Annotated in this window: 27 protein-coding genes and 1 tRNA gene; 19 read left to right on the plus strand and 9 right to left on the minus strand. The window is 62.6% G+C overall.

Features of this window, described 5'->3' with window-relative positions:
• Positions 1-244 precede the first annotated feature (244 nt).
• The 6 genes from LN996_RS14095 (at position 245) to LN996_RS14120 (ending at position 6,955) form a co-directional block, all read left to right on the plus strand.
• Complete coding sequence (locus tag LN996_RS14095) at positions 245-1,684, plus strand: glycoside hydrolase (RefSeq protein WP_231340993.1); 1,440 nt, start codon at positions 245-247, stop codon at positions 1,682-1,684.
• A gap of 53 nt (positions 1,685-1,737) precedes the next feature.
• Positions 1,738-3,075 (plus strand): ABC transporter substrate-binding protein, encoded by a 1,338-nt coding sequence (locus LN996_RS14100; RefSeq protein WP_231340994.1) that lies wholly within the window; start codon positions 1,738-1,740, stop codon positions 3,073-3,075.
• Between the two features lie 215 nt (positions 3,076-3,290).
• Complete coding sequence (locus LN996_RS14105) at positions 3,291-4,169, plus strand: carbohydrate ABC transporter permease (RefSeq protein WP_231340995.1); 879 nt, start codon at positions 3,291-3,293, stop codon at positions 4,167-4,169.
• Positions 4,169-5,071 carry a carbohydrate ABC transporter permease gene (locus tag LN996_RS14110; protein ID WP_231340996.1) on the plus strand — a complete coding sequence of 301 codons (903 nt, stop codon included), beginning with the start codon at positions 4,169-4,171 and terminating at the stop codon, positions 5,069-5,071. The genes LN996_RS14105 and LN996_RS14110 overlap by 1 nt, the downstream gene beginning before the upstream one ends.
• A 38-nt stretch (positions 5,072-5,109) precedes the next feature.
• A complete protein-coding gene (locus tag LN996_RS14115) occupies positions 5,110-6,192 on the plus strand; it encodes a LacI family DNA-binding transcriptional regulator (protein WP_231341018.1) in 1,083 nt (360 codons plus the stop codon).
• Positions 6,193-6,301: 109 nt separating this feature from the next.
• Entirely contained in the window at positions 6,302-6,955 is a 654-nt protein-coding gene (locus tag LN996_RS14120) for a DedA family protein (protein WP_231340997.1), read from the plus strand.
• Positions 6,956-6,967: 12 nt separating this feature from the next.
• On the opposite strand, the gene arr is transcribed toward LN996_RS14120, so the two are convergent.
• Genes arr through LN996_RS14135 form a run of 3 tightly spaced genes read right to left on the minus strand, consistent with a single transcriptional unit; the run spans position 6,968 to position 8,042 of the window.
• Positions 6,968-7,378: an NAD(+)--rifampin ADP-ribosyltransferase gene (arr, locus tag LN996_RS14125; protein WP_231340998.1), complete on the minus strand. Its 411-nt coding sequence runs from the start codon at positions 7,376-7,378 to the stop codon at positions 6,968-6,970.
• A 2-nt stretch (positions 7,379-7,380) separates the two neighbouring features.
• Positions 7,381-7,830 carry a Clp protease N-terminal domain-containing protein gene (locus tag LN996_RS14130; RefSeq protein WP_231340999.1) on the minus strand — a complete coding sequence of 150 codons (450 nt, stop codon included), beginning with the start codon at positions 7,828-7,830 and terminating at the stop codon, positions 7,381-7,383.
• A gap of 8 nt (positions 7,831-7,838) precedes the next feature.
• Positions 7,839-8,042 (minus strand): hypothetical protein, encoded by a 204-nt coding sequence (locus tag LN996_RS14135; protein WP_159708676.1) that lies wholly within the window; start codon positions 8,040-8,042, stop codon positions 7,839-7,841.
• A 35-nt stretch (positions 8,043-8,077) separates the two neighbouring features.
• Here LN996_RS14135 and LN996_RS14140 point away from each other — a divergent pair, with 35 nt between their 5' ends.
• On the plus strand, positions 8,078-8,284 hold the full coding sequence (locus LN996_RS14140) for a hypothetical protein (protein WP_231341000.1): 207 nt from the start codon (positions 8,078-8,080) through the stop codon (positions 8,282-8,284).
• Here the strand turns inward: LN996_RS14140 and LN996_RS14145 are convergent.
• The gene (locus LN996_RS14145) at positions 8,265-8,549 is read right to left on the minus strand and encodes a DUF1905 domain-containing protein (RefSeq protein WP_231341001.1); all 285 of its coding nucleotides are present in this window, start codon (positions 8,547-8,549) and stop codon (positions 8,265-8,267) included. The two genes, LN996_RS14140 and LN996_RS14145, sit on opposite strands and share 20 nt — an antisense overlap.
• 316 nt (positions 8,550-8,865) lie before the next feature.
• Between LN996_RS14145 and LN996_RS14150 the strand changes: the two genes are divergently transcribed.
• The 5 genes from LN996_RS14150 (at position 8,866) to LN996_RS14170 (ending at position 11,625) form a co-directional block, all read left to right on the plus strand.
• The gene (locus LN996_RS14150; protein WP_231341002.1) at positions 8,866-9,171 is read left to right on the plus strand and encodes a hypothetical protein; all 306 of its coding nucleotides are present in this window, start codon (positions 8,866-8,868) and stop codon (positions 9,169-9,171) included.
• Between the two features lie 238 nt (positions 9,172-9,409).
• Positions 9,410-9,640, plus strand: coding sequence for a hypothetical protein (locus LN996_RS14155; RefSeq protein ID WP_231341003.1), 231 nt, complete (start codon positions 9,410-9,412; stop codon positions 9,638-9,640).
• A gap of 207 nt (positions 9,641-9,847) precedes the next feature.
• The gene (locus tag LN996_RS14160) at positions 9,848-10,453 is read left to right on the plus strand and encodes a TasA family protein (RefSeq protein ID WP_231341004.1); all 606 of its coding nucleotides are present in this window, start codon (positions 9,848-9,850) and stop codon (positions 10,451-10,453) included.
• Positions 10,454-10,779: 326 nt separating this feature from the next.
• Entirely contained in the window at positions 10,780-11,247 is a 468-nt protein-coding gene (locus LN996_RS14165; protein ID WP_231341005.1) for a hypothetical protein, read from the plus strand.
• Between the two features lie 90 nt (positions 11,248-11,337).
• Positions 11,338-11,625: a hypothetical protein gene (locus LN996_RS14170; RefSeq protein ID WP_231341006.1), complete on the plus strand. Its 288-nt coding sequence runs from the start codon at positions 11,338-11,340 to the stop codon at positions 11,623-11,625.
• Positions 11,626-11,704: 79 nt separating this feature from the next.
• On the opposite strand, the gene LN996_RS14175 is transcribed toward LN996_RS14170, so the two are convergent.
• The 3 genes from LN996_RS14175 to LN996_RS14185 form a co-directional block, all read right to left on the minus strand.
• A complete protein-coding gene (locus tag LN996_RS14175) occupies positions 11,705-11,962 on the minus strand; it encodes a hypothetical protein (protein WP_231341007.1) in 258 nt (85 codons plus the stop codon).
• Between the two features lie 144 nt (positions 11,963-12,106).
• Positions 12,107-12,183 (minus strand) — tRNA-Thr (locus LN996_RS14180).
• 143 nt (positions 12,184-12,326) lie between these two features.
• Complete coding sequence (locus tag LN996_RS14185) at positions 12,327-13,205, minus strand: thioredoxin domain-containing protein (RefSeq protein WP_231341008.1); 879 nt, start codon at positions 13,203-13,205, stop codon at positions 12,327-12,329.
• 176 nt (positions 13,206-13,381) lie between these two features.
• Here LN996_RS14185 and LN996_RS14190 point away from each other — a divergent pair, with 176 nt between their 5' ends.
• From LN996_RS14190 to LN996_RS14210, 5 genes are all read left to right on the plus strand, one after another.
• Positions 13,382-14,875 carry a trehalose-6-phosphate synthase gene (locus LN996_RS14190; RefSeq protein WP_269215732.1) on the plus strand — a complete coding sequence of 498 codons (1,494 nt, stop codon included), beginning with the start codon at positions 13,382-13,384 and terminating at the stop codon, positions 14,873-14,875.
• On the plus strand, positions 14,865-15,662 hold the full coding sequence (gene otsB / locus LN996_RS14195; RefSeq protein WP_231341009.1) for a trehalose-phosphatase: 798 nt from the start codon (positions 14,865-14,867) through the stop codon (positions 15,660-15,662). Before LN996_RS14190 ends, otsB begins: the two co-directional genes overlap by 11 nt.
• A 206-nt stretch (positions 15,663-15,868) precedes the next feature.
• Positions 15,869-16,951 carry an ABC transporter ATP-binding protein gene (locus LN996_RS14200; RefSeq protein WP_159735410.1) on the plus strand — a complete coding sequence of 361 codons (1,083 nt, stop codon included), beginning with the start codon at positions 15,869-15,871 and terminating at the stop codon, positions 16,949-16,951.
• A 93-nt stretch (positions 16,952-17,044) separates the two neighbouring features.
• A complete protein-coding gene (locus tag LN996_RS14205; protein WP_231341010.1) occupies positions 17,045-18,625 on the plus strand; it encodes a beta-N-acetylhexosaminidase in 1,581 nt (526 codons plus the stop codon).
• Positions 18,622-20,037 (plus strand): DUF4032 domain-containing protein, encoded by a 1,416-nt coding sequence (locus LN996_RS14210; protein WP_231341011.1) that lies wholly within the window; start codon positions 18,622-18,624, stop codon positions 20,035-20,037. The genes LN996_RS14205 and LN996_RS14210 overlap by 4 nt, the downstream gene beginning before the upstream one ends.
• Before the next feature lie 63 nt (positions 20,038-20,100).
• Here LN996_RS14210 and LN996_RS14215 read toward each other — a convergent pair whose 3' ends face one another.
• Both LN996_RS14215 and LN996_RS14220 read right to left on the minus strand, forming a co-directional pair.
• Positions 20,101-20,802 carry a GntR family transcriptional regulator gene (locus LN996_RS14215; protein ID WP_231341012.1) on the minus strand — a complete coding sequence of 234 codons (702 nt, stop codon included), beginning with the start codon at positions 20,800-20,802 and terminating at the stop codon, positions 20,101-20,103.
• A gap of 34 nt (positions 20,803-20,836) precedes the next feature.
• On the minus strand, positions 20,837-22,303 hold the full coding sequence (locus tag LN996_RS14220) for a chlorohydrolase family protein (protein WP_231341013.1): 1,467 nt from the start codon (positions 22,301-22,303) through the stop codon (positions 20,837-20,839).
• A 148-nt stretch (positions 22,304-22,451) separates the two neighbouring features.
• On the opposite strand from LN996_RS14220, the gene LN996_RS14225 reads away from it, so the two are divergent.
• Positions 22,452-23,504, plus strand: coding sequence for an ABC transporter permease (locus LN996_RS14225; RefSeq protein ID WP_231341014.1), 1,053 nt, complete (start codon positions 22,452-22,454; stop codon positions 23,502-23,504).
• 43 nt (positions 23,505-23,547) lie between these two features.
• Positions 23,548-25,272: an ABC transporter substrate-binding protein gene (locus LN996_RS14230; RefSeq protein WP_231341015.1), complete on the plus strand. Its 1,725-nt coding sequence runs from the start codon at positions 23,548-23,550 to the stop codon at positions 25,270-25,272.
• Positions 25,273-25,449 lie beyond the last annotated feature (177 nt).

Genomic DNA, 25,449 nt, shown 5'->3' on the forward strand with positions numbered 1-25,449 from the left:
TGATGCTGCACGTCATGTGGGAGAGCTGGATCGGTACTCGTGGCCTGGTCCGTACGGCTCAGCATCGAGCGGTCCGGTAAGTCATCGGCTACGCAGGACATTAGTGGCAGGGGTTCCGACGGTCAAGCGTTTTAGCACCACTACTTTTACTGAAAATGAATTTTGCTAAAACGCTTGAACACTGATGGTTTTCGCGCTAGCTTACGAGTGATCAAACGCTTTAGCAGAATGGACATCAGCGCAGATGAAACGCTCAGTCTTCTTCCAACCCGCCGACGGATGGGTTGGGGACCTCATCCCCTTCGAGAAGGACGGGGAGTTCTGGCTCTTCTACCTTCACGAAGACCGCTCCGACCCGAAGCCCGGAACCTCATGGAACCTTGTCACCACCAAGGACCTCACGCAGTTTGAGGACCACGGCGTTTCCCTGCACCATGGCAGCGAAACCGACCTGGACTTCAACGCCTATACCGGCAGCATCGTCACGGACGAGTCCGGCATCCACCACTTGTTCTACACAGGCCAGAACCCCCGCAACCTGGGACCCGACGGCGCGCCGCTCCAGCTGGTCATGCACGCCACGAGCACCGATGGCATGCGGACCTGGCAAAAACACCCGGAACTGACTTTCGGCGCTCCGGACGGTTACGAGTCCGGTGACTGGCGGGATCCCTTCGTGTTTTGGGATGACAGCAAGTCGCAATGGAGGATGCTGTTGGCAGCCCGGCATTCCACCGGGCCTGAACGGCGCCGCGGAGTCATCGCGCAGTGTGTGTCCAGTGATCTGATGACCTGGCAGCATACCGAGCCGTTCTGGGATCCGCGCCGTTACATCACCCACGAATGCCCGGACGTGTTCGCCTGGGGTGACTGGTGGTACATGGTGTACTCCGAGTTCTCGGAATCGTTCACCACCCGCTACCGGATGGCCAAGAGCCCGGATGGGCCATGGATCGTGCCGGACCTGGACAGCATCGACGGGCGCGCCTTCTACGCGTCAAAGTCCGCCGAGCGCGACGGGCGACGATTCTTCTTCGGATGGATCGCCAGCAAGGAAGGCAACCGCGATCAAGGGCCGTGGCAGTGGGCTGGCACCATGTCCGTGCTGGAAGCCCGCCAAAACCCCGACGGGACACTCGCTTTCTCCTTCGCGGATGAGCTGGTGGAGAGCTTCTGGGACGACGTTCCGGTATCCCTGACCAGCGCGTTGCCGGCCCGGCTGGCCGTGCCGGACGGATACTCCGCCCTGATCTCCGCGGAAGAGCTGCCGGATCAGTTCTACGCCAAGGCTGTGCTGGACATCGCGGCCAACACCACCGAGTGCGGGCTGCTGCTCCGCTCAAGCCACGACGGCGACCATTCCTACGTCCTGCGTCTGGAACCCAAGCGCGGCCGGCTCGTCTTCGACCGCTGGCCGCGCACCCTCACAGGCGCTGCGCAGTGGCACGTCTCCGGCGCCCTCCCCTTCGCCGTCGCACAGGAGCGGCCCAGTGGCCCCCCCCCCGGCGCGCCCCCCCCCTGGGTGCCCGCCCCCCCGGCCCTCTGGGCCGCCCCCCCCCTCGACCGTCAGGTGGCGCTCAGCGCCAGGATTTACGACCTCGCTTCCGGACGGATCGGCGTCTTCGCCGGCGAAGGAAACGTCACTGTCACCGAACTTGAGATACGTCAGCGCACCGACAACTGAATACTCCGCCCTACCCCAACCAACCTCTGTTCCAATCAAGGGAGATTGCCGCAATGAAGAAACTATTCCGTGCTGCCGCCGTCGCAGCCGTCGCAGCCTTGGCGTTGACGGCCTGCGGCGGCGGAGGGAGCACCAGCGACCCCGCCAACGTCAGCCCCACCGGGGAGATCAAACCCCGCGAAATATCGTGGCTCCTCTCCAGGCCCGCCGATGGAGCGGTGATCAACATCATGAAGAAGCTCGCCGATGACTACGCCAAGGACCACCCGGGCTTCGCACTGAACCTCATCACCACCCCGGACCGCCCCTCCTACATCCAGAAACTCGAAACCCTGGCCGCGGCAAACAAGCTCCCCGAGCTGTTTGACACGGACGCCACCCCCTTCGCCCAGCAGTTGGCGAAGCAAGGCAAGATGGTGGACGCCGACAAGCTGCTGAAGTCGCTGGACCTCTATGACGACTACCGCCCCGGCGCGCTGGACTACCAACGCTTCGACGACGGCTCCCTGTACATGATCCCGTTCCAGTTCGAGCTGGAATTCATCTGGTACAACAAGGCCTTGCTGGAAAAAGCCGGCGTGGCTGTGCCTGCGTCCTTGGACGACGTCCCCGCGATGTGCACCGCTTTGCGCAACGCAGGAATCACGCCGATCGCCATCGACGGGCAGGACCAGTGGCCGCTGGAACGCTACGTCGCGTACCAGCCGTTCCGGGCCGCTGGACCGGATTTCGTCCAGAAACTGAAGAAGGGCGAGGCTGCGTTCAGCGATCCCGCGGGCCAAAAGACTGTTCAATGGATGGCTGAACTCGGTAAGGCCAAGTGCTTCCAGGATGGTTTCTCCGCGCAAGGCTACTCGGACGCGCAGAACCAGTTCACCTCCGGCCAGGCCGCGATGTACAACATCGGCACGTGGGAGCTGCCCAGCCTGGCAACCGACAAGCTCAACCCCGATGTCCGGGACGACATCGACTTCTTCACCCTTCCCACCACGTCGGGTTCCGTGACGGCGGCCAACGAGTTCGTCTCACCCTCCGGCATCGGCATGGCAGTGAACTCAAAGACGTACGATCCGCTCGTCAGCGACTTCCTGAAGTTTGCTTTGGAGAAGTACCCGGCAGAATACGCGGCCACCGGAGCGCTCTCCCCCACCACCAATGTGCAGACGACCGTCCCCGCGAACGCCACCCCGCTGTATAAGAAGGCACTCGAAACGGCCAACACACTCGGGGAGAAGCAAGCCATGCCGTGGGACACCCAGCTGGATCCCACCACCAACGGGCGCCTGCAACAAGAGCTCGTCCTCCTGGTCCAAGGCAACATCACGCCCGAACAGTTCACCAAGACCATGGACGACGCCATCAAGCAGAACGCGCCCAAGTTCTTCAAGTAAACCGAAGCGGGGGGGGGGGGGGGGGGGGCCCCCCCCCCCCCCCCCCCCCCCGGCCCCACACACACCACCACAGCAAAGACGGGGGGTGGGTGCGCCCCCCCCCCGCACACACACCCCACCCCCCCCCCCCCCCCAACCCACCACCCCCCCCCATTATTAAAACCACCCCCCCCGGGGGGGGGCCCCCCCCCCCCCCCCCCCCCGAAAGGCCCACCATGCTTCCCAACAGGTCAAGGACCTCAGTCCTGGTTTTCCTGCTCCCACCCCTGCTGCTCTACTGCGCAGCTGTCCTCTTCCCGATTCTTCAATCCCTGTTCCTGAGCTTTTTCTCCTGGAACGGCATCAGCGACATGGAGTTCGTAGGTCTTGCCAACTACGTCCGAATGCTGACTGCTGATGACATCTTCTGGCGCTCCTTCTTCAACGCCCTCATCTACCTGGCCATTTGCTTGGTCCTGCAATTGGGCGGTGCACTGGTTGTCGCCAGCCTGCTCACTTCCCTGCGCCGGGGACGTGAACTGATCAAGACCCTGTATTTGCTTCCTGCCGTGATCTCCACGGTCGCCATTGCGTTCCTCTTCGTCCGTATCTACTCCATTGATCCAGTCGGACTGCTGAACCAGCTGCTGCACTGGGTGGGGCTGGGTTCCTTTGAACGGGCCTGGTTGTCCGACGTCAACACCGTCCTGGCCGCCGTGTCCGCCCCGGAAGGATGGCGGTTCACCGGGCTTTACATGCTCATCATTTACGCGGCACTGATCGCCGTGCCCAAGGAACTCGAAGAAGCCGCGGTCCTGGACGGCGCTTCGAAGTGGACGCTCTTCACCAAGATCCGCTTCCCCTACATACGACCCGTCTGGATTACCACCACCATCATGGCCACCACGTACGGCTTGCGGGGCTTCGACATCCCCTACCTCATGACCAATGGCGGCCCGGGACAATCCTCCGAGCTGCTCACTACCTATATGTACAAGACAGCCTTCACCAGCACGGATTTTGGCTACGCAAGCACCATCTCCGTCTTCATCGTGATCGAGTGCCTCGTCGCCGTCGGCCTCATCTTGTTCATGCTCAAGCGGAAGGCAGATTAATGATCACCCAGACAGCACCGGCTACTCCGCGCGCTTCGGCTCCGTCTTCCCCGGTTCATCAGCGACGGCGGCGGAAGCCAAGCTTGTACCGAACGCTCTCGCGGGTCCTGATCATGCTCATCGTGATCGTCCAGGTCTACCCGCTCGCCTGGCTGTTCCTGACCAGCCTGCGGACAGAACACGACTTTGCCACGGGTGATCCGTTCGCGCTTCCCAGCTCCTTGACCTGGGAGAACTACGCCCGGGCCTTCGAAACCGGTGACCTCGGGCGGAACATCCTGAACAGTTTCATCGTCACCATGGGCGCCAACATCCTCATTGTCTTGTTCGGCATGATGGCCGCCTACGCCATCCAGGTCCTTGGGTTCCGCCTCAGCAAATTGGTCCGGGGCCTCTTCCTGATCGGGATCATTGTTCCCGTCCAGATCGCTTTGGTCCCGCTGTTCATCGACTACTCCGCCGTGAACCTGCTGGACACCTACCAGTCGATGATCATTCCGCTGGCCGGTTTCGCCCTGCCGATGTCCATCTACCTTTTCTCGTCCTTCTTCGAATACATTCCGCGGGAAACCTACGAGGCAGCATCACTGGATGGGGCTGGCCCGTACAGGATCTTTGGCCTGATCACCCTGCCGCTGTCCCTCAACACGGTGGTCACCGTGGTGTTGGTGAACAGTATCTTCATCTGGAACGACTTCATCTTCGCCAACACGTTTGTTCTTTCCGAAGACCTCAAGACCATCCCGCTGGGCCTGCAGAACTACATCGGCGCCATGGGCAAGGTCGATTGGACGGCAACTTTCGCCGCCGTCTGCGTGACCATCACGCCGTTGCTGCTGGTGTTCCTGGTCCTTAACAAGGCCATGATCCAAGGCCTTGAGAGCGGAGCGAACAAGGGATGACGCCCATGGCAGACGGATATACTCCTGATGGAGGACAGATGATTTCGCAGGAGAGAGAGTCAGGCAACGCGGCCGCCCAGGGCGTTCCTGTCAAGAAAAGCCACGCCCATCCGGTGACCCTCCGCGAAGTTGCTGAACTGGCCGGCGTGTCCACTGCCACGGTCTCCCTGGTGATCAACAAGAAGAAAAACGCCCGCATTGCCGACGAAACCCGTCAACGCGTCACCGCGGCGATCACCCAACTGGGCTACCGTCCCAACGCCATGGCCCAAACGTTGGTGAGCGGCACGTCCAAGTTCATAGGACTGGTTGCCGACGGCGTAGCCACTACGCCCTTCGCCGGCCAAATCATTCATGGGGCCCAGGACGAAGCCTGGAAACATGGCTACGCACTGCTGATCGCGAACACCGAGGGCAATCAAGAGCTCGAAAAAGATGCGATTGCCATGATGTTGGAGTACAAAGTACGCGGCATCCTGTATTCCACCTGGTTCCACCGCCCCACCGACATCCCGGCAACCCTCCGGGAATCGGATTTTGTCCTGGTCAACTGTTTCTCCCCGGAGGCCGGAGCTGCCAGGGCCGTGGTCCCGGACGAAACACAGGGCGGGCAATCGGCTACGGAACTCCTCCTCCGCGGTGGCCACCGCCGCATCGCCTTCATTAATGCCACCACCCCCGCACCGGCCCGGGACGGACGACTCCAGGGATACAAGGACGCACTCGACGCCGCCGGAATTCCCTTCGATCCCGCGCTGGTGCTGGAGGCCTACCCGGATCAGGAGGGCGGCTACGGCGCCACTGGCGACCTGCTCAAGCTCGAGGTCTGTGCGGTGTACTGCTACAACGACCGCATGGCCATGGGACTTTACGATGGCCTGCGGGAAAACGGGCTGTCCATTCCGGACGACATGGCCGTGGTGGGTTTCGATAACCAGGAAGTCATCGCAGCCCACCTGCGTCCGCCGCTGTCCACCGTGTCATTGCCTCACTACGAATTGGGCGCTGCGGGCGTACGCATGCTCTTGGGCCTCGACGCCGCTCCCCTGGAGTCGGCTGTCAAGATCGAATGCCCGCCGGTTGAGCGCGCGTCCGTTGCAGTGCATTCACCAGCCCAGTAATCCTTTCGTTGCCCTTCGGCGTCAGTGGGAATAGCGTTGAGGTGGAAGCCCAGTGGTCCCCCATCACTGGGCTTCCCTTTGGACCCGTACCCCCTGGAAGGAAACTTGCTTGATCGGCTCTTTGGAAGCGACGGGTTCAGCGGACCAATTGACCGGCCTTGTCGGTGTCGCCGCGCAGGTTATCGAAGCCCTTGGCGAATGGGGCGTGGGCTTGCTGACGCTGCTGGAGACAGTCTTTCCCCCGATTCCCAGCGAGGTCATCCTCCCCCTGGCCGGATTCCTTACCCAGCAAGGCAGCATCAGCCTGCTCCTGGTGTTCCTCACCAGCACCCTTGGAGCGTACGCAGGAGCACTGTTGTTGTATTGGCTGGGATACAAGGTGGGGCTGGAACGGTCCATCAACCTGTTGTCGAAACTTCCCCTGGTTGATCGTGAGGATTTCGAGAAAGCCGCCAAATGGTTCGAACGTCACGGCAAGTCGGCCATCTTCTTCGGCAGGCTTTTGCCCGGCGTTCGCAGCCTCATTTCCCTCCCGGCAGGCGCCGAAAGCATGAACCTGGTCACCTTCAGCATCTTCACGATTGCCGGGACCGGGCTGTGGAACGCCTTGCTCATTGGCCTGGGCGCGTTGCTTGGCAAGCAATACCACTTAGTGGACCAGTACTCACGATTCCTCAACTACGCCGTGTACGCAGGTGTGGCCGCTTTCGTGGCATGGCTCATTGTCCGCAAGGTACGACGAGGCAAGGAAAACGCCCAGTAGGGCAGAGCCGCCCTAATTGATAATTTCACCGCGCTCGTCGGACAGGAGTGTTGCCAATCGTTCCTTCCAGGCCTGCAGCGCCTCGGGTGCCAGCCGTGTCCATTCGGCGACTTCGCCAATGACCCTGAGTGGTGCGCTGCTGCGATATGACCGGGTGGGATTGCCGGGAAACTTCTTGTCGGTTACGTTCGGGTCGTTTTCGAAGGGCCCGGTCGGCTCGACGGCGTAGACGCGCGGCTCAGCGTCGCCGGCGGCAAGTTCGGCGGCGAGTCCCGCACCATCTCGAAGAGCCGTGAAATAGATGTGGTTCATCACGACTTCGGGACGGTAGTTGGACCTGAACCCTGCGCCCAGGAAATCACCCTCCCGAAGATTGGCCTTTGTTCCGTGAAAGAACGGTCCTTTGTCCAGCGGTTGGTTCACAGCTACAGCCTCTTCCGCACGGCAGAACGGTCGATGCGAAGCTCGTCAAAAAGCGCCGATACGGGGTCGTGTTCTCCGCGCTCCAGGAGCGCCTCGATAAGGTTGGCGGCGGTGATCTGCCGGGACTTTTGATCCACGGCATGCTTGAGCATACTGGCCATGGTCTCCTTGGCCCCCGAACTGAACGGCGGCTTCCTCCCCTTCGTAGGCATGGCTGCCCGCTTGAGGTCCTTGGTTTCGAGTCCGATGCTCTTCAGGGCAGTGGCATCCAGCCGCGAAGCTGCCTTCCGGGCGTCTTCCAGGCTGACGCCAAGGACCGCTTCCGGACCCGGTTCGTGGAGCGCACCCAGAAGGAGGTGCTCCGTTCCCATTCGTTTGTCGCCCCGGCTTCGGGCTTCTTCCATGGCGTACCCAACGATCCTTCGGGTGTCATGGGCAAATTGTTCAAACATGGCTCAACTCATTCCCGGTATTTAGCGTGTATCGATTGTCGTGAAACGCCCAGGGCGTCACCGATCTGCTCCCACGTCCAACCCTGTTCGCGGGCCGCCCCTACGTGGACTGCTTCGACCTGTTCGGCCAGGCGGTGAAGGGCTCCCACGGCGCGTAAGCCGATAGCGGGGCTCGTCGAACGAATCTGTTCGGAGAGTTCATCAGCATTCATATCCGTCAGGCTAGACTGACAGAATTCGTCTGTCAATGCAGACTGACAAAGCCTTGTGGCACCGCCTCGCCCAGACAGCCAGGCTCAAGGAGGAATCTGACGTGCCTTTGCGCTCCCACGGAAGCCTGGCAATGAACCTGACACCTGACGGCCGCACACAAGAGCTGATCCGCCGTCCCACGTCGCACCACTGCGCTCTGTCAGTTCAGTCGCTGAGTGAGGTCAGTTCAGTCGCTGAGTGAGGTGAACTTCGACGGCGTCACCGTCGCCCTTCCCAATGGCTTTGCGGACAGGAGCAGCCACCGGGAGTTTGTGCGTACCGTCTCCCAGCGCCATGAAAGCCCCGGTGAATGGGTGTCCGTCTACGGTGCCGGCCACTTTGACCAGTCCACGGGTTCCAAAGATCTTCGCAGACTCGGGGAGCTGGACACACGTCCAAGTGTCACCTGATCGGACTTTGCCGAGCCGGGCAACGAAGGTGATGTCCAGTGGTTGTGGTTCTGCCATCTTCTCTTCTCCTCCTTATGGGGAGCGCTGTGCCGGACACCCTCCCCATGTCGATTCTGACTCGTCCCTGACGCGTTGCCAACGAACGCCCGCGCGCTCATCGCTAGGATAAGACGAAACTGAAATCAGGGAGGCTTGGTGTTGTGGGGGAACAGCCTGATATGAGTAGCGCCCGAAAACGACACGGGGTGAGCTTCGGTGTCCGTTTGCCGTGCCGGCTGTCAACAGCTTTGACTGTGCCGGGATCCGCGCGAGTACGCTTCCCCGAGCCTCCTGCGCAAACCCGATCCGCCCTCCCGCATAACGAGAAATGAATATGGAACTTCTTGACGCACACACTGCTGTGATCACTGCCGTACTCCTGGTCCACATCACAGGGGTGATGATCGTGGCCGCCTCAATTGCCGGCCTGGTGATCTCACTCTTCGTCGTCGTCCTCGCTGTGCATGCTGTCCGAACCATGTGGGAACTGACGCAAACCTGGCGTGGTAGAGGACGATTCATCGGAGATGTCAGTAAGTTTCTTCGTTCCGTGAATTCAGCAGCCCTCGCTACGCGTCCGATGATAATCGCGGTACGACAGAGGGTCAGCCAGCGAGGCTTCAACAGAAGAGCCGAGTGAAGTAATCGGCCGAGGAGACACCTTCCCGGGTTCGGGTGAGGCGTGCTGCAGAAAGAGCGGTCATTCGTATCACGAACGGCCACTGGCAAGCGGCCGAGGCGGAGTCTCGGCTCAGGTCATTGACTTGTGCCACTCCATACTGGCTGGTTAGCGTCGGTCATCGGATAAGTGACGCCACAACGAAAGGGCGGCTTCTTGGGGGCAGCATTCAGCACGACCATGTTCAGCATCGCTTTCCTTGAGGATTCTGAAAGGGACAGCCGTCTTCTTGCTCGTGTGCACGGCAGCCTTGTGGGTTCTCTTCGCGGTCCTGCCCAAGGATGACGCCAGCGTGCCGTTGATCTTCTTCAGTGGCCTTGGCTTCACTGCAGTCCTGGTCGTGCTTCTCATGCGTATGTACGTCAAGGCTGATGCTGTCGCAACCAAGATCGACTCGGCTGCACGGTCCAAGGCCATCGGGCGTTTCTGAATCGCCTGCGGCGTGCAGCGGACACGACCGCCCGGAATCATGCCAGGATTTTGCCGGTGCGGGAGTCTTGAGTTTTTCCTGAGCGACTGTTGACTGAACACTGGATTGGTTCTTGATCCTGGCCCGGCACAGTAGTTCTTGTCAGCCAGAGAGGCCGACAAGACGGCCGGCCGAACACGGTGGCCACCCGAAAGGAAACCGATTCAGATGGCCATCACCCTCAAGACCACCTCCGGCAAGATCCTCGCCTCCGTCGCACTGGTCGGCACCGCAGCCGCCGTCGCCGGCATGGGCACCTACGGCGCGTTCACCTCCTCCACCTCCGCCTCCCAGGCCGTCACCGCAGGAACCGTCACCATCGCCCTGGGCACCGGAGCCTCCAACACGTTGAACGTCCCCGTCGCCGGCCTCCTGCCGGGCGACAAGGTCGAAAAGCTCGTCACCCTGGCCAACACCGGCAACTCGGACCTGAACAACGTCACCCTCACCACCTCCGCCGGCGCCACCGGATCCCTGCTCACCACCGACGTGACCAACGGCCTGCAGCTGAGCATCGAAAACTGCTCCGTCGCCTGGACCGGCACCGCCGCCCCCTACAGCTGCGCCGGCACCAAGACCACCGTCCTGGCCAACGGCCCCGTGATCGCGGCGAACAAGGTCCTGAACAACCTGACCTCCCTGACCTCGACCAAGACCGACAACCTCAAGGTCACCACCGCGTTGCCCGCCGCCGCGAACAACGACTTCCAGGGCGCCACCTCCACCGTCGGATTCTCCTTCACCGGCACCCAGCGCACCGAAACCACCAAGTAAGCACCACCTGAATCCCCGCGAGGGGTTCACCCCATAGGCCCCGGGGGCCGGCCGGCATGCCCTTCCGGCCGGTCCCCGGCCCATTTCCCGGGCAAGTCGCGAGGCTGGAATGCTCGCCACCGTCCGGACCAAAGCCCCCAAGAAGTCAGCCCCGGAAAGCGCCCCAGAGCTCCGGGCAGCAGGCCGTGAGCGACCCCGCATGGGAGATTTTCCGGTCTTGAGCGGACCTTGAGTGTTCACCAAGGCCTTTCCTGAGGCTGGTGGGGCACAGTTGACGTTGGAACAGTTGAATTGAACGAACACGCTAAAGGGACGGAAACACGCACATGCAGGGCAAAGGCATCATCTGGCAAGTACCAGCCATCATCCTGGCTGTCGTGCTACTGATGATCAGCGTCCCCGCCTCGCCGGCCCATGCAAAGTTCAACGACACCGACACAGGCGCAATGGCAGTCACCGCGGCCCGAATCCCGGCCCCGGCAGCGAACACGGTGACCGTGACCAAGAGCTGCGATTCATTCCTCTGGTTCGCCCAGGCCAAAATCAGCGTCGGTAATTTCAGTGCCGTCGCCTACGCGAACTACCACGAGCTGAAGATCATCGACCCTGACGGCGTTGTACAGTTCACCGGCGATCTGAGCAAGAGCTCCGGGAAGTCCTACAGCTCAGGAGTCCAAAGCGTGAGCAATCTGTCCGGGACGTGGACTTACCAGATCCGCGGCTATTACAAGGTTCCAAACTCCACCAACGCCTGGGCTGGCCAGCCCCTCACCGGCACCCTGAACTGTCCCTGAAGTCCGGCTTTCGGAATCGTCGGGATCCTCTACGCCGTCTGATGCCGCTGCTCCATTGCGAGTGTCTCCGTCTGCGCAGGTAGGGTCAGCATGAAAATCATTGGGGACGGGAACGCCGATCAGCTCGACGACCTGGTTGCTCTCGACCAGGTCGCACAGCAGGATCCAGACCGGCAACGGGAACTCCGTAGATGGCTCGAGTCCGGTTCGGTCAGGGTAGCCACCAAGGACGGTCCCAGGTCGGCTATACGGTGGTTGAGCCTGCAGCGCCTACTCGCACGCCGCGGATGGGTCTCCGCGGGAATGGTCTTCGGACTGGACGAAGGCGACCCAGAACTCTTCTACCAGTTCACGCAGTCAGCCCTCAACGGGCGCTAAGCCGCAGACCTGAATTCCGCAGCGGTCCCTCCGCCCGCGCTATGTCGCCTTAGCCGGCCTCTCCAGATGGGCTCAGGAGTCAGTGGTCACGTCCGAGGTCTGCCCGTTCAGTCTTGGCGCCTTGGGGCCCGCCCCTCCGGGCCCGGAGCTTCGGGCCGATGGACTGCCCCAGCACAAGCCACCCAATCGTCACCACAAACGCGACATTGCCGAGGGCCGGGTCGCCGCCTGTGACACCGTTGATCAGCAGGAACCACACCACAATGTCGGCCACGACAATGGCCAAGGTGACCGGCCACAAGGGGCGACGCCACGCATACATTCTCTGACCCAGCATTTTCGGCCCCCCAACAGTTAATGCTCCACGGCCCCTCGGCCCGTGCTCGGTGCCCAGTCTTCAGAGAAGGCAACGGCGCCGCAAGTCATACGACACGAAAAAACCCCTCCGTTCCGGGCAAAATCGCCGGAATGGAGGGGTTAGTGGAGCCCCCTGTCGGATTCGAACCGACGACCCCCGCTTTACAAGAGCGGTGCTCTGGCCAACTGAGCTAAGGAGGCGTGCTCCGGATACCCGGAGCAAAGCGCGAAAGAGCGCTAGATAAGGTTAGCCCAGACCATCCCCGTCAACGAAATTCGCCGGAACAACAGCGGCCGGCCACCCGAAAACAAAGGGTGACCGGCCGCCGTCGTACATTCCCGGGCTAGCCCTTGGCGGTGATTGCCGTCTGGATCTCGGCGTTCAGGTCGGTGCTGCCGTCCCACTGCTTGCCGTCGATGAACACGGTGGGCGTGCCGGTGATACCGATCGCCGCAGCCTCCTGCGTGGCAACCTTCACCCACGGACGGAACTGCTTGCTGTCAACGCAGGTGTCGATGTTGGCTGCACCAACTTCGGTGGCCATCTTCTTCAGGTCGTTGTCGGAAATGCCCGCTCCGCCTTCAGCCGGCTGGCGTTCAAAGAGCAAGTTGAAGAAGTCCGCGTACTTTTCCGGGGATGAGTTCACTACGCACGCAGCAGCGTTGGCTGCGCGGGAGGAGTAGTTGGTGGTGGACTGCCGGTCCAGGAAGCCGAGGGGACGGTATTCGAGGGAGATCTTGCCTTCATTGCGGAGATTGGTCAGGGACTCTCCGTAAGTGGTCTCGAACCGCTTGCACACGGGGCAGATGAAGTCGATGTAGGCAACAACCTTGACGGGCTTGCCGGCTTCGGCCTCGCCGCCCGGGACCGTCACGGTTGCAGGCGGGGTGGCCGCAGGGCTGGGAACGTCTGCCACGTTGACGGTGGCGGGTTCGGACTTAACAACTTCACTGTTGGCCAACAGTGTGACGCCACCGTGCACGTTGCCGTTGGCCGGCGTCGGGCCTTGGTCGGCGATGGGTGCGTTGTTCTGCGCCTGGCCGATGACCACGAACGCCACCACCGCGATGATGACGACAACGGCAACCACAATGCCCCAGCCAACCAGAAGCTTGCTGCGCTTGTCCTTTTTCAGCTGGGCTTCGCGGATTTCGCGCGCTCTTTCCCGTGCCTGGGCGGTGCGTTCGGCCTTGGACAGGCGTGGTTCGTTTGCGGGGCTCATCAGTTCCTCGGGGTACTCGACGTCATAGTGCATAGCTAGGGCAACGGGGTCAGTTTACGGGAGCAAACTTGAAGATCTGCCGCAGACCTTCCTGCCCGGTAGTTGAACGATCAAGTGCCAGGGAAGATTCCGCCGGTAGGCTGGGAGTTGAGTCACAGCAACCCCAGGGAGCGTTAATGCAGGATTTGGCAAGCGAAAAACTCAAGACCGAAGACGGCGTCCGGGCTTCTCCCGTCAAGAAGCCCACGGCAACCAAGTTCGACTTCATGGTGGTCTCCAACAGGTTGCCCGTCGATCGCATCAGCGATGACAACGAAGAAAGCGGTTGGCGGCGTTCGCCCGGCGGCCTGGTGACGGCGCTCGCGCCGATGATGACGAAGTCCGACGGCGCGTGGGTGGGTTGGCATGGCGCCCCGGATGAGACGGTGCGCCCCTTCAGCCACGAAGGAATGGACCTTATCCCGGTGCAACTGAGCAGCGACGATGTCGAGCTGTTCTACGAGGGCTTCTCCAACGCGACCATTTGGCCGCTCTACCATGACGTAATCGCGCCGCCTGAATTCCACCGTACGTGGTGGGATTCCTACCGCAAGGTCAACCGGAAGTTTGCCGACGCCGTCGCCCGCCACGCCGCGGACGGCGCCACTGTCTGGGTGCAGGACTACCAACTCCAGCTGGTTCCACGCCTGCTGCGTGAGGCCCGCCCGGACCTCAAGATCGGCTTCTTCAACCACATTCCCTTCCCGCCGCCGGAGATCTTCGCCCAGCTGCCGTGGCGCAGGGAAATCATTGACGGTTTGCTCGGCGCGGACCTCCTGGGCTTCCAGCGGCCCAGCGACGCCGGCAACTTCATGCGTTCGGCCCGCCGCTTCCTGGGCGCCAGCGTCAAACAGCAGCAGGTCCACGTGAAGGGTCCCGACGGCGAGGTGACGCACATCGCCCGGGCACAGGCGTTCCCCATCTCCATCGATGTCGCCCAGATCCGCGAGCTCGCAGCCAACCCGGAGATCATCGAGCGCGCCAAGCAGATCCGCAAAGACCTGGGCAACCCCAAAACCATCCTCCTTGGCGTGGACCGGCTGGACTACACCAAGGGCATCCGACACCGGCTCAAGGCCTTCGAGGAACTCCTGGCTGACGGGCACATCAAGGTGGAGGACGCCACGCTGATCCAGGTGGCAAGCCCCAGCCGCGAACGCGTCGAGCAGTACAGGCTCCTTCGCGAGGAGATCGAAGGCACCGTGGGCCACATCAACGGCACCTACGACACCATCCAGAACACGGCTGTCCGATACCTGCACCACAGTTACCCGGTGGAAGAAATGGTGGCGCTGTACCTCGCTGCGGACGTCATGCTGGTCACCGCCCTGCGCGACGGCATGAACCTGGTGGCCAAGGAATACGTCACCGCCCGTTCCGAGGATGACGGCGCGTTGGTCCTGAGCGAATTCGCCGGCGCTGCCGACCAACTCAAGCAGGCGCTCCTGATCAACCCGCACGACATCGACGGACTCAAGTCCACCGTCCTGCGGGCCATCAACATGCCCGCCAAGGAAGCGCGCCGCCGCATGAAGCTGATGCGCAAGCAAATCCTGGACCACGACGTCGATCACTGGTCGGCTGAGTTCCTTGCCGCCCTGGAAGAAAAGGTAGTGCGCGATGACAGCTGAGAATCTGTCCCTCCCGCCGGAACTGTTGGAGGCTATCCGCAACATCGCCGACACGGAGCATCTCCTGGTGGCCCTCGATTTCGACGGCACGCTCTCCCCCATCGTCGACCGCGCTGAGGACGCGCGCCCCCTTCCAAGGTCAGCAGCGGCCTTGGAGGCCCTCGCCGAACTTCCGCGTACGACGACGGCACTCATCTCGGGCCGGGCGCTGGACAGCTTGCGGCTGGTCGCGTCGCCTCCGGCCAACACGCTGCTGATCGGCAGCCACGGAGCGGAAGTCTGGCTTGGTGAAGGGTCCCTGGGCCTGGAGCTGGACGACGAACAACGCACCAAGCTGGCCGCGGTCCGCGAGGTCCTGGCCGAAATAGTGAATATCGCTCCGGGGACGTTGCTCGAAGACAAACCCGCCGGCGTCGTCCTCCACACAAGGATGGCCGACGACGACGTTGCGGAAGACGCCGTCGAGGCAGCTACCAGGGTGCTGCGCGAGCACCCTGGCGTGTACCTCAAAACCGGCAAGCGGGTGCTGGAAACCTCAGTGGTCCACGCGTCCAAGGGTGAGGCCGTGGAATTCCTGCGCCAGGCCACCGGCGCTACGGCCATCCTGTTCGCCGGGGACGACGTCACCGACGAGGATGCTTTGGGCCGGCTGCTGGGCGATGACGTGGGCATCAAAGTTGGCTTGGACTTCACCCAGGCCCAGTACAGGGTGGAAGCGCCGGTGCACGTGGCGGAGTTGCTGGAAGCGTTGCTGAAGGAGCGTCGGCGGGTTACCGCCGAGGCGTAGCGTGTGAGCAGCGCAACATGTGACGTTCGTAACATTTAGGTAGTTAGTCAAAAAGTCTGACATACTCTTGGATGTGATGTGACGCACAGAACCGTGCGACGTCACACGATCCTCCCCGGCCATTGGCCGGGGAGTTCAACTGAAGAAAATGAACCATTCACAACGGATCGTCCGGCACGTACCTGCCGGTGAAGGGATTGATAACTGTGGCAACAGTTACTTTTGATAACGCTACGCGTCTGTACCCGGGCACAGATAAGCCCGCCGTCGATAAGCTCAACATCGACATCGCCGATGGCGAATTCCTGGTCCTCGTTGGACCCTCCGGTTGCGGTAAGTCCACCTCCCTGCGCATGCTCGCAGGCCTTGAGGACGTCAACGCCGGCCGCATCCTGATCGGTGACCGCGACGTCACGGACGTTCCGCCGAAGGACCGCGACATCGCGATGGTCTTCCAGAACTACGCGCTGTACCCCCACATGACTGTTGCGGACAACATGGGCTTCGCACTGAAGATCGCCGGCATTTCCAAGGAAGAGCGCGCCGAGCGTGTCCGCGAAGCAGCCAAGCTTCTTGACCTTGAGCAGTACCTGGACCGCAAGCCGAAGGCACTCTCCGGTGGTCAGCGCCAGCGTGTTGCCATGGGCCGCGCAATCGTCCGTAACCCGCAGGTCTTCCTCATGGACGAACCGCTGTCCAACCTTGACGCAAAGCTCCGCGTCCAGACCCGTACGCAGATCGCATCCCTGACCCGCCGCCTCGGCGTCACCACGGTTTACGTGACGCACGACCAGGTCGAAGCAATGACCATGGGTGACCGCGTGGCTGTGTTGAAGGACGGCCTCCTCCAGCAGGTTGACACCCCGCGCAACCTGTACGACCGCCCGCAGAACGTCTTCGTTGCAGGCTTCATCGGCTCCCCGGCCATGAACCTCCTGGAACTCCCCGTCGTCGACGGCGGCGTCCAGTTCGGCGGAACGGTTTACCCCGTGCCGCGTGACGTCCTCGAAGAAGCTCACGGCCAGACCGTCACCGTCGGCTCCCGTCCGGAAGACCTCGAGACCGTCGGCAACGGCGAAGGCCTCCAGGTTGAGGTTGACGTTGTCGAAGAACTCGGCGCCGACGCATACGTCTACGGCCACACCATCCTCGATGGCAAGAGCCACGACATCGTTGCACGCGTCGACGGTCGTCGCCCCCCGATGAAGGGCGAGTCCATCTTCGTTCGTCCGCAGTCCGGCCACGTGCACCTGTTCGACACGAAGACCGGCCTCCGCCTGGGCGACTAATCCCACCGGCAGTCACATAACTCCGCATGAAAGCGGCCCGACCCCTCCAGGTCGGGCCGCTCTCGCGTTAACCTTTCTCCCAGAAAGAACGGCATGAACACGACGGACAACCTGATCCCCCGCCCCTCCCACGTCGCACTCCTGGATGGCCCGGCCTTCACGCTTGCTTCCACAGCACGGATCACCGCGGTCGGTTCCGCCGCGCCGGTCGGTGAACAGCTCGCTGCGCTTCTGCACAGTGGCACCGGTTTCGAGCTGCCCCTCGTTGCGGACACCCGCCCCGGCGACATCGCCTTGGAGTTGACGGAAACCTTCGACGGCGGCCCGGAAGCTTATGCCCTTACCGCCGCCGAAGATGGAGTACAGCTCACGGCCTCCACTGCCGCTGGACTCTTCAACGGAGTGCAGACACTCCGGCAGCTTTTCCCGGCGGCTGTCGAAGGCGCTGACCGCAGCGACGATACCTGGGTGATTCCCGCCGTCGAGATTGCCGATGCTCCCCGGTTCGCGTATCGCGGACTGATGCTGGACGTTGCCCGCAGCTTCTTCACGGTGGAGGAGGTCAAGGCCCAGATCGATGTCATGACCCAGTTCAAGTTGAACGCCCTGCACCTGCACCTCACGGACGACCAAGCGTGGCGTATTGAAATCCACGAACCGGAACAAAATCCGTCGGGTTTGCCCTATGCCCAGCTGACCGCCTTGGGCGGACAAGGCGCAGTGGAAGTCCCCACCGCCGTACCCGCCCGCGGGCGCCACGGGTTCTACACGCAGCAGGATTTCAGGGACATCCAGGCCTACGCCGCAACCAAGAACGTGCTGGTAGTGCCGGAAATCGACCTCCCTGGCCACGTCAACGCCGCCCTTGCCGCTATTCCGCAGCTCAACCCGGACGGCGCAGCCAAACCGATGAGCACCACCGCGGAGGTGGGGTGGTCAACCCTCACCGCCGACCTGCCAGCCACCTACGAGTTCGTCCGCGAAGTCCTTGGCCAGCTCGCTGCCATCACAGCGGGTCCCTACCTCCATATCGGTGGCGACGAGGCGAAGGTCACCGACCACGACGATTACGTTGCCATGGTGCAGCAGTTCGTTCGGATCGGTGCTGAGACAGGCAAAACCGTGGTGGGCTGGAACGAATTTGCCGCCGTCGAGCTTCCGGAAGGTGCCGTGATCCAATACTGGCACGGCGATTTCGCCCCCGTGGTGCGGCAGGCAGAACAGGCTGGCTCACAGGTGATCATGTCTCCCGCCGCCAACACCTACCTGGACCAAAAGTACGCCTCGGACAGCCCCATCGGACTTGAATGGGTGGAGGGCGGCCCCTTTACCTGGTCCGAGTACTACAACTGGGATCCTGCCCAGGGCGGGCTCACGGACCAGCAGATCCTGGGCGTCGAAGGGCCGCTGTGGACTGAAACCGTCCGCGACAACCAGCAGGCACAGTGGCTCCTCTACCCACGGGCTGTTTCCCTGGCCGAAGTCGCCTGGTCCGGACAGGAGGTCCGCAACGCCGGTGACTTCCGACGTCGGTTGGGCGCCTTGGGTGCCCGGCTCGCCAAGCAGGGTGTCGTCTTCCAGGAAGCACCCGACGTCGAATGGTCTGCGAAGCCGGAGTATCCCTTTGCCGAAGCGTCAGCCATCAGCGCCAAGTACGGAACAATTGAGGCATGAGCGAGCAAAACGAAGCCCAGTGGCACGACGAACCTACCGACTACGGGCAGATCGGCAAGCTCCCCCGCACTGAAGCGGCCAGTGCCCAGGACACTGCACCGCCTGCCAGCGTCATCGGTTCCCTGAACATTACGGCGGCTGCGGCTGATCCGGAGCTGCTGGACCTGCCGTGGCATATCGCCCTGGAGGACTGGCCCGCCGAGAACCTTGCGGCGCTCCCCCGCGGTATCTCCCGGCACATCGTGCGGTTCGCGCACTTGGGCGGTTCGGTGATCGCCATCAAGGAAACGTCGGAGCACGTGGCACGACACGAGTACCACATGCTGCGCAAGCTGGCCCGGTTGGATGTTCCCTGCGTGGAGCCGGTGGCTGTGATCACCGGACGCACCACCGCGGACGGGCGCCCACTGAACCCTGTGCTGGTAACCCGGCACCTGAAGTTCTCCATGCCGTACCGGGCGTTGTTCTCGCAGATGCTCCGCAAGGACACCCTGACCCGGCTCATTGACGCACAGGCCCTGCTGCTGGTTCGCCTGCACCTTGTGGGCTTCTACTGGGGTGACGTTTCACTGTCCAACACGTTGTTCCGCCGTGATGCCGGCGCCTTCGCCGCCTACCTGGTGGACGCCGAAACCGGCGAGCTCTACCCGGACCTGTCCATGGGCCAGCGCGAATACGACCTCGAAATCGCCCGGGTGAACATCGCCGGTGAACTGATGGACCTGCTGGACGGCGGACTCATCGAAGAGAAGGTGGACCCAGTCGCCACCAGCGAGCTGATCATGGACAGCTACCGTCGGCTCTGGACTGAGCTGACCGAGAAGGAATCTTTCGAACTCGGCGAAAGGTGGCGCGTGGCCGCCCGCATCCGCCGCCTCAACGAGCTGGGCTTCGATGTGGAGGAATACGCCATCAAGACCACGGCGGACGGCTCAACCATCCAGCTCCAGCCGAAGGTCGTCGACGCCGGTCACCACCAGCGCCGCTTGCTGCGCCTCACCGGACTGGACGCCCAGGAGAACCAGGCCCGCAGGCTGCTGAACGACATGGACCAGTTCCGGGCGGACAACAACCCGGATCTCGACGAGGAAATCAGCGCCCACATCTGGGTCAGCCAGATCTTCGAGCCCATTGTGCGGTCCATTCCCCGTCACCTGGCAGGGAAGCTGGAGCCGGCAGAAGTGGTGCACGAGGTCCTGGAGCACCGCTGGTACATGAGCCAGAAGCAGGACAGGTACGTCCCCTTGGCGGAGACTGTGCAGTCCTACCTGGACTCAGTGCTGCAGCACCGACGTGACGAGGCCGCCATCATGCTGAACCCGGACACGGAGCTGCTCAAGATCCTTGAGGTCGAGGTAGAGGAATCCGGCCGGTACGACGACGAGGAAGAGTACCCGGACGCGGACGACTAGCGGAGTTTTTGTACAGATAACGCCCGGAAGAGGTCCCCTAAAGGGCGTTATCTGTACAAAAACTCACGGTTCCAGGGTTTCGGCGAGCCCTGACAGGACCGGTTCGCGGCCCAGCTCGATATGCGAGTAAGCCAGCGAGTATGCCAGGTCCGGCCGGCCTTTCAGGATCGCGTTGCACAGCTCAGTGTGTTCGTCGCGCTGGAGTTCATTGCTGCGATTATGGGCCAGCCCGAAAATCCACCGCATGCGCCCAAAGAGCGGCTTCACGGATTCAATGAGCAGCCTATTGCCGGAGAGCCGGACGATCTCGGCGTGCAGTTCGGCGCTGATCACCGCCACATCTTCGGTCCGGTCCTCGTCGATGGCCGCCTTGGAAGCCTCCATGAGCTCCTCCAGCCGGCCGCCGTCGCTGCCCTCCGCCACACGAGTGGCAGCCATCCTGGCAGCGAAGGTTTCCAGGCAGAGGCGAATGTCGAACAGCTCATTGACGTCCGTGAGCGTCAGTTGCCGCACCACCGCACCCCGGCGCGGGAAAGTCTCCACAAAGCCGTCCTGCTCCAGTCGCTGAATGGCCTCACGTACGGGGATTCGGGAGACGTTGTAGATCTCCGAGAGCTCGCGTTCACGCAACCGCATCCCCTGGGCGTACTTCCCCGTGACGATGCCCTCCAGCACCAACTGGTAGACGTTTTCCGCGCGGGCCTCTTCATCGCGGCCATTTCCCGTTTCCGGCATCGCCTCAGCCACTGTCAAACTTCCCTTCATGCCAGCGTCCGCTCCCTGTGCCGGACGGCGCCGATCAGCGTTCCAACCGAGCATACACGGGAGGAAAGAGCTCGTCGGCGGGGCGGTTCCGGGCATCCCGGACCGTATAGGCGCTGCGCATCTTTTCGAACAGTTCCTGGCCCTTCAGGCGCCAGTGATCCAGGTCCACTCCGGCTATCACGCCATCAGCCATGATGGTCCGTCCGGCTACTACGGACAGCACGGCCTGGCGGGCCGTGCCGTTCAGGAGGAGGGTCCGCAGCGGGTCGTCGTGGACGCCGTCCCGGATATCTGCCAAGGAGAAGGCCACCATGTCGGCCTGGGCCCCCGGTTCAAGACGCCCCAGGTCAGGCCGCTTCAATGCATGGGCCCCACCCAGAGTGGCGGCGTCGATGTACCCGGCTACGTCACCGGCGTCGTTGGTGCCTGCGAGGATCTTGGCGAGCTGAACGCCGGCATCAATGCCGCGGATGAGGTCCGGCGGGAAAGAGTCCGTACCAAGGGAGATATTGATGCCGGCTTCCGTGTACGCGTTGAAGGAGTCCAGGGTGCTGCCGTACCGCATCGAGGTCAGCGGACAGTGGATGATGCTGGCGCCGCTGCCCGCCAGCCTTGCCAGGTCTCCGCGGTCTTCGCCATGCACCGCGGGATTCCGGTCCGTGTAGGTGGCATGCGGGATCAGGAGGCGTTCGTTGAGCAAACCCACTTGGTCCAGGAACTCCAGGGGCGTCACACCGTGCCAGTCCAGGATGAGTTCGCGTTCCACCAAGCCCTGCAGGGAGTGCAGGCGCACCAGCACGTTCCGCTCGCTCGACGCTGCCGCAGTGGCCTTGAGCAGCTCGATGTCCAGCGTCTCGATCCGGCACGGGAGCAGGACTGCGTTGACCAGCGGATCGTTGAGTTCGCTCGCATGGTCAATGAAGCGCAAGGCGTCAGCGAGTCCCTCGCGGCCGCGACCGTCGTCGAACATTACTGACCGTTCGCCCGTGTCCAACACGACGTTCACGCCGGAACGGTAGGCGGGACCCAGGAAGGCCCGCAGGCCCAAACGGCTGCTGGTCTTCGCCATCCCCACCAGTTCCTCGAGTGGCTCAGCCCATTCGGAGTGCACCTCGGACGCGATGGGCATGTAAGTGGTGATGCCATGCAGGACCAGTTGGATCAGGGCGTATTCGCGGATCTGCTGGCGTTCTTCGGCGGTGAAGACATTCGCGCGGCGGTTCTGGAAGTAGTCCTCTGACCACTGGTGCCCCTTGGCCTGCTCCGCGCCGGCCCAGCTATCCAGGATGAGGTGGTCAATGTCCGTCAGGGCGTCCAGATCGATCAGGCCTGGCATGAGCAGTGCGTCACCCAGCCGGCGTTCTTCGTCCACAGGGCCCGTGTAGTCATGGCCGACGTACTCGATGGTGTGGCCGCTGTAGACCACGCAGGCGTTCTCCAGCAGGACATGCTGTCCGTTGTGATGGCCCAGCACGTAGCGGGCGGTGACCTTGGTGGGCACGGGCGACTCCTGTTTCCTGTCCTACGGCGGACATTACGATGACTACTCTCTGGTATTCCAAACACTACATTATTTGTGATTTACATCGCATGAATCGTGCTCTAGTCTATTTTGGTATACAAGAACTCCGGAGCCAGCTCCTCGGATCATGAATCGAGCAGAACCGTTGACCCAGTTACAGTCCATCGAACCGAACACCGGCAGCCCGCCGCCTCCGGCAACGTCGCCGGAAGGTAAAGCCGCCGCTCCTGCCGAGGCGCGCTCACTGCTCGCCACCGCGTGGATGAGGATCCGGCGCAGCAAGATCGCGCTCCTCAGCCTGTGCGTGGTGGTGGCGATCTTGTTGTTCGCCATCCTGGCTCCCGTATTGAGTGCCATGTCGGGCAACGACCCCTTTACTTCCAACACCAGCCCGGAAGTGCTGGATGACTTCCAGACCCCCGGGCTTCCGCTCCCCGGCTACATGTACCCCTCGGCCCAGCACTGGTTGGGCGTCGAGCCGGGCCTGGGCCGCGACCTCTTCGCGAGGCTTGCCTACGGTGGCCAGGTCTCCCTCACCATCGCTTTGTTATCCACCGCAGTTTCCGTAGTCCTCGGCACGGTGCTGGGCGCGGCGGCCGGCTACTTCGGCGGGAAGACCGACGCCATCATCAGCCGCATCATGGACCTGTTCCTTGCGTTTCCGCACCTCCTGCTCGTGCTGTCGCTGACGCCCATCCTGCAGTCGCGGCTCAGGGATACCCCGCTCGGGGAAGGCAGCTTCCTGCCCATGGCCTCTCTGGTCATCATCCTGGGCTTCTTCGGCTGGGCCTACCTCGCCCGCATTGTCCGCGGCCAGGCACTGAGCCTCCGCGAGCGCGAGTTCGTCGAAGCCGCACGGTCCTTTGGCGCCTCACACCTGAGCATTCTCTTCCGCCAGATCATCCCCAACGTGATGGGAGTCGTCCTGGTGTACGCCACCATGTTGATCCCCACCAACATCTCGGCGGAGGCCGCGTTGTCCTTCCTGGGCGTGGGCGTCAAGGACCCCACACCGTCGTGGGGCCAGATGCTCAACGCCGCCCAGTCCGGCAACTGGTACCTCAGCGATCCGTGGTTCCTCGCTGTCCCCGGCGTCATGCTCATTATCACCGTCCTGGCCTTCAACCTCCTGGGCGACGCCGTCCGGGATGCCCTGGACCCCAAAGCTTCGCGCCACTAACCCTCATCCCCGCATCGCCTTTCACCCCCTCACAAGGAGCATCATGAAAACCCCTGCAAGAGCACTGGCACTCTCGGTGTTGATCGCCATGGCCGCTACCGGCTGTGGCGCCGGCCAAAGCCAGCCCAGCAGTTCCAAGCCCGCCGGTTCGGTCACGGAGTTGGCCCCCAACGTGGTCAAGTCCGGCTTCAACGGCAAGGGCGGAAACATCAACGTCCTCATGTCTTCCGACTTCCAGACCCTGGATCCGGGCAACAGCAACTATGTCCAGACGGCCAACGTCGGTCAGCTGTACTACCGCACCTTGACCATGGCCAAGGAAACGGCCGGCCAGCCGCCAACTGTCGTCCCGGACCTCGCCACCGATACCGGCAAGGTCTCCGATGACGGACTCAGCTGGACCTTCACCCTGAAGGAAGGCGTGAAGTTCGAGGACGGAACGCCCATCACTTCGGCGGACATCAAATACGGCGTGGAGCGCACCTTCGCGCAGGATGTCTTCACCCAGGCGCCGCAGGAGTTGAACGCAGCGCTCGACGCCGGCGGGTACAAGGGGCCGTACAAGGATCCTTCCGCTGTGCTCAAGGCTGTCGAAACGCCCGATGAGCGCACCGTGGTCTTCCACCTGAAGAAGCCGTTCGCCGAGTTCCCCGCACTGGCATCGCGCTCCAACACGGCGCCGGTCCCGAAGGCCAAGGACACCAAGCTCGACTACACCAACCACCCCGTCTCCTCCGGGCCGTACATGGTGGAGTCCTACAACCGCGGCAAATCCCTCAAGCTGGTCCGCAACCCGCACTGGGATCCCGCCACGGATCCCAACCGCTCCGCCCTTCCGGACACGTTCAGCTTCTCCTTGTCCACCTCCCAGGCCACCATCAGCCAGCAGCTTCTGGCCGACTCGGATCCCAACGCCATCACGCTCGATTCCAACGGTGCCCTGCAGACCTCGGATTCCGCCAAGCTGGCCGACGCCCAGGTCAAGGACCGCGTTGCCTCCGGCCTCCTGGGCTGCAATGACGTCCTGAGCCTGAACACCCAGAAGATCACGGATCCGGACGTCCGCAAGGCCATCGCGCTTGCCCTGGATCGCCAATCCATCCTGGTGCAGTACGGTGGACGCCGCTTCGGTGAGATCACGCAGAGCCCGCTGAACTCCAAAATGCGCGGCTACGTGGAGACCGAACTGGAACTGGATCCCACCGGCAAGCCAAAGCTTGAGGAAGCCAAGAAGCTGCTGGAGGGCAAGGATTACCCCAAGACCCTCACCTACGGCTACGCCAACAACCGGGACGCTTTCAAGAACACCGGCACCGTGGTTCAGCAAAACCTCAAGGCTTTGGGCATCGAGGTTGAGTTGGTTGCGATCCCCGCACCGAACTACTACTCCATCCTGGCCAGCGAGCAACTCCCGGACATGGGCCGCTCCGGCTGGTGTGGCGGCGCCGATCCTGCCTCCATCCGCACCTCCGCAGATCCCCTGCTCGGCCCGAACAACGACGGCACCAGCTACGGCTTCTCCAACACTTCCCGCTACTTCGATCCCGTAGTGTCCAAGGCCATGTTCGAGCTCCGTAATACGGACGGCAGCTCAGAGGAACTTGGTAAGAAGTGGTCCGAGGCCTTCGGCTCAGCCTTGAAGACCTACCCGATCGTGCCACTCATCCGCAGCCACACCAACAGCGTGGTCGGTTCCAACGTCCGCAACGCCCAGGTGGGCTACTTCTTCGGCGGCATCGACCTCTCGATCGTCGGCGTCGAGAACTAACCGGGCTTCGAAAATTAATCGGGCATAGTCCAGAAGGAGAAGCGGGGGGGGGGGGGGGGGGGGGGGGGGGCGCCCCCCCCCCCCCCCCCGCTGAATGAATTGGGGGGCAGCGCCGGGGGGGTGGGGGGGGTAGGGGGGGGGGTGGGGTCGGTGAGGGCCGTCGCAGATAGAGCGCGC

Origin of the sequence: Arthrobacter sp. AK01, from assembly GCF_021109375.1 — a bacterium.
Lineage (GTDB): Bacteria > Actinomycetota > Actinomycetes > Actinomycetales > Micrococcaceae > Arthrobacter.

Bases quoted from the DNA above. Each gene is read 5' to 3' on its own strand.
- LN996_RS14145 (WP_231341001.1), bottom strand. From the start codon at position 8,549: ATGGCAGAACCACAACCACTGGACATCACCTTCGTTGCCCGGCTCGGC.
- LN996_RS14215 (WP_231341012.1), bottom strand. From the start codon at position 20,802: ATGAAGGGAAGTTTGACAGTGGCTGAGGCGATGCCGGAAACGGGAAAT.
- LN996_RS14105 (WP_231340995.1), top strand. From the start codon at position 3,291: ATGCTTCCCAACAGGTCAAGGACCTCAGTCCTGGTTTTCCTGCTCCCA.
- LN996_RS14175 (WP_231341007.1), bottom strand. From the start codon at position 11,962: ATGCTGGGTCAGAGAATGTATGCGTGGCGTCGCCCCTTGTGGCCGGTC.
- LN996_RS14170 (WP_231341006.1), top strand. From the start codon at position 11,338: ATGAAAATCATTGGGGACGGGAACGCCGATCAGCTCGACGACCTGGTT.
- LN996_RS14230 (WP_231341015.1), top strand. From the start codon at position 23,548: ATGAAAACCCCTGCAAGAGCACTGGCACTCTCGGTGTTGATCGCCATG.
- LN996_RS14150 (WP_231341002.1), top strand. From the start codon at position 8,866: ATGGAACTTCTTGACGCACACACTGCTGTGATCACTGCCGTACTCCTG.
- LN996_RS14205 (WP_231341010.1), top strand. From the start codon at position 17,045: ATGAACACGACGGACAACCTGATCCCCCGCCCCTCCCACGTCGCACTC.
- LN996_RS14160 (WP_231341004.1), top strand. From the start codon at position 9,848: ATGGCCATCACCCTCAAGACCACCTCCGGCAAGATCCTCGCCTCCGTC.
- otsB (WP_231341009.1), top strand. From the start codon at position 14,865: ATGACAGCTGAGAATCTGTCCCTCCCGCCGGAACTGTTGGAGGCTATC.
- LN996_RS14210 (WP_231341011.1), top strand. From the start codon at position 18,622: ATGAGCGAGCAAAACGAAGCCCAGTGGCACGACGAACCTACCGACTAC.
- LN996_RS14185 (WP_231341008.1), bottom strand. From the start codon at position 13,205: ATGAGCCCCGCAAACGAACCACGCCTGTCCAAGGCCGAACGCACCGCC.
- LN996_RS14110 (WP_231340996.1), top strand. From the start codon at position 4,169: ATGATCACCCAGACAGCACCGGCTACTCCGCGCGCTTCGGCTCCGTCT.
- LN996_RS14100 (WP_231340994.1), top strand. From the start codon at position 1,738: ATGAAGAAACTATTCCGTGCTGCCGCCGTCGCAGCCGTCGCAGCCTTG.
- LN996_RS14165 (WP_231341005.1), top strand. From the start codon at position 10,780: ATGCAGGGCAAAGGCATCATCTGGCAAGTACCAGCCATCATCCTGGCT.
- LN996_RS14140 (WP_231341000.1), top strand. From the start codon at position 8,078: ATGCAGACTGACAAAGCCTTGTGGCACCGCCTCGCCCAGACAGCCAGG.
- LN996_RS14130 (WP_231340999.1), bottom strand. From the start codon at position 7,830: ATGTTTGAACAATTTGCCCATGACACCCGAAGGATCGTTGGGTACGCC.
- LN996_RS14190 (WP_269215732.1), top strand. From the start codon at position 13,382: ATGCAGGATTTGGCAAGCGAAAAACTCAAGACCGAAGACGGCGTCCGG.
- LN996_RS14115 (WP_231341018.1), top strand. From the start codon at position 5,110: ATGATTTCGCAGGAGAGAGAGTCAGGCAACGCGGCCGCCCAGGGCGTT.
- LN996_RS14225 (WP_231341014.1), top strand. From the start codon at position 22,452: ATGAATCGAGCAGAACCGTTGACCCAGTTACAGTCCATCGAACCGAAC.
- LN996_RS14135 (WP_159708676.1), bottom strand. From the start codon at position 8,042: ATGAATGCTGATGAACTCTCCGAACAGATTCGTTCGACGAGCCCCGCT.
- LN996_RS14095 (WP_231340993.1), top strand. From the start codon at position 245: ATGAAACGCTCAGTCTTCTTCCAACCCGCCGACGGATGGGTTGGGGAC.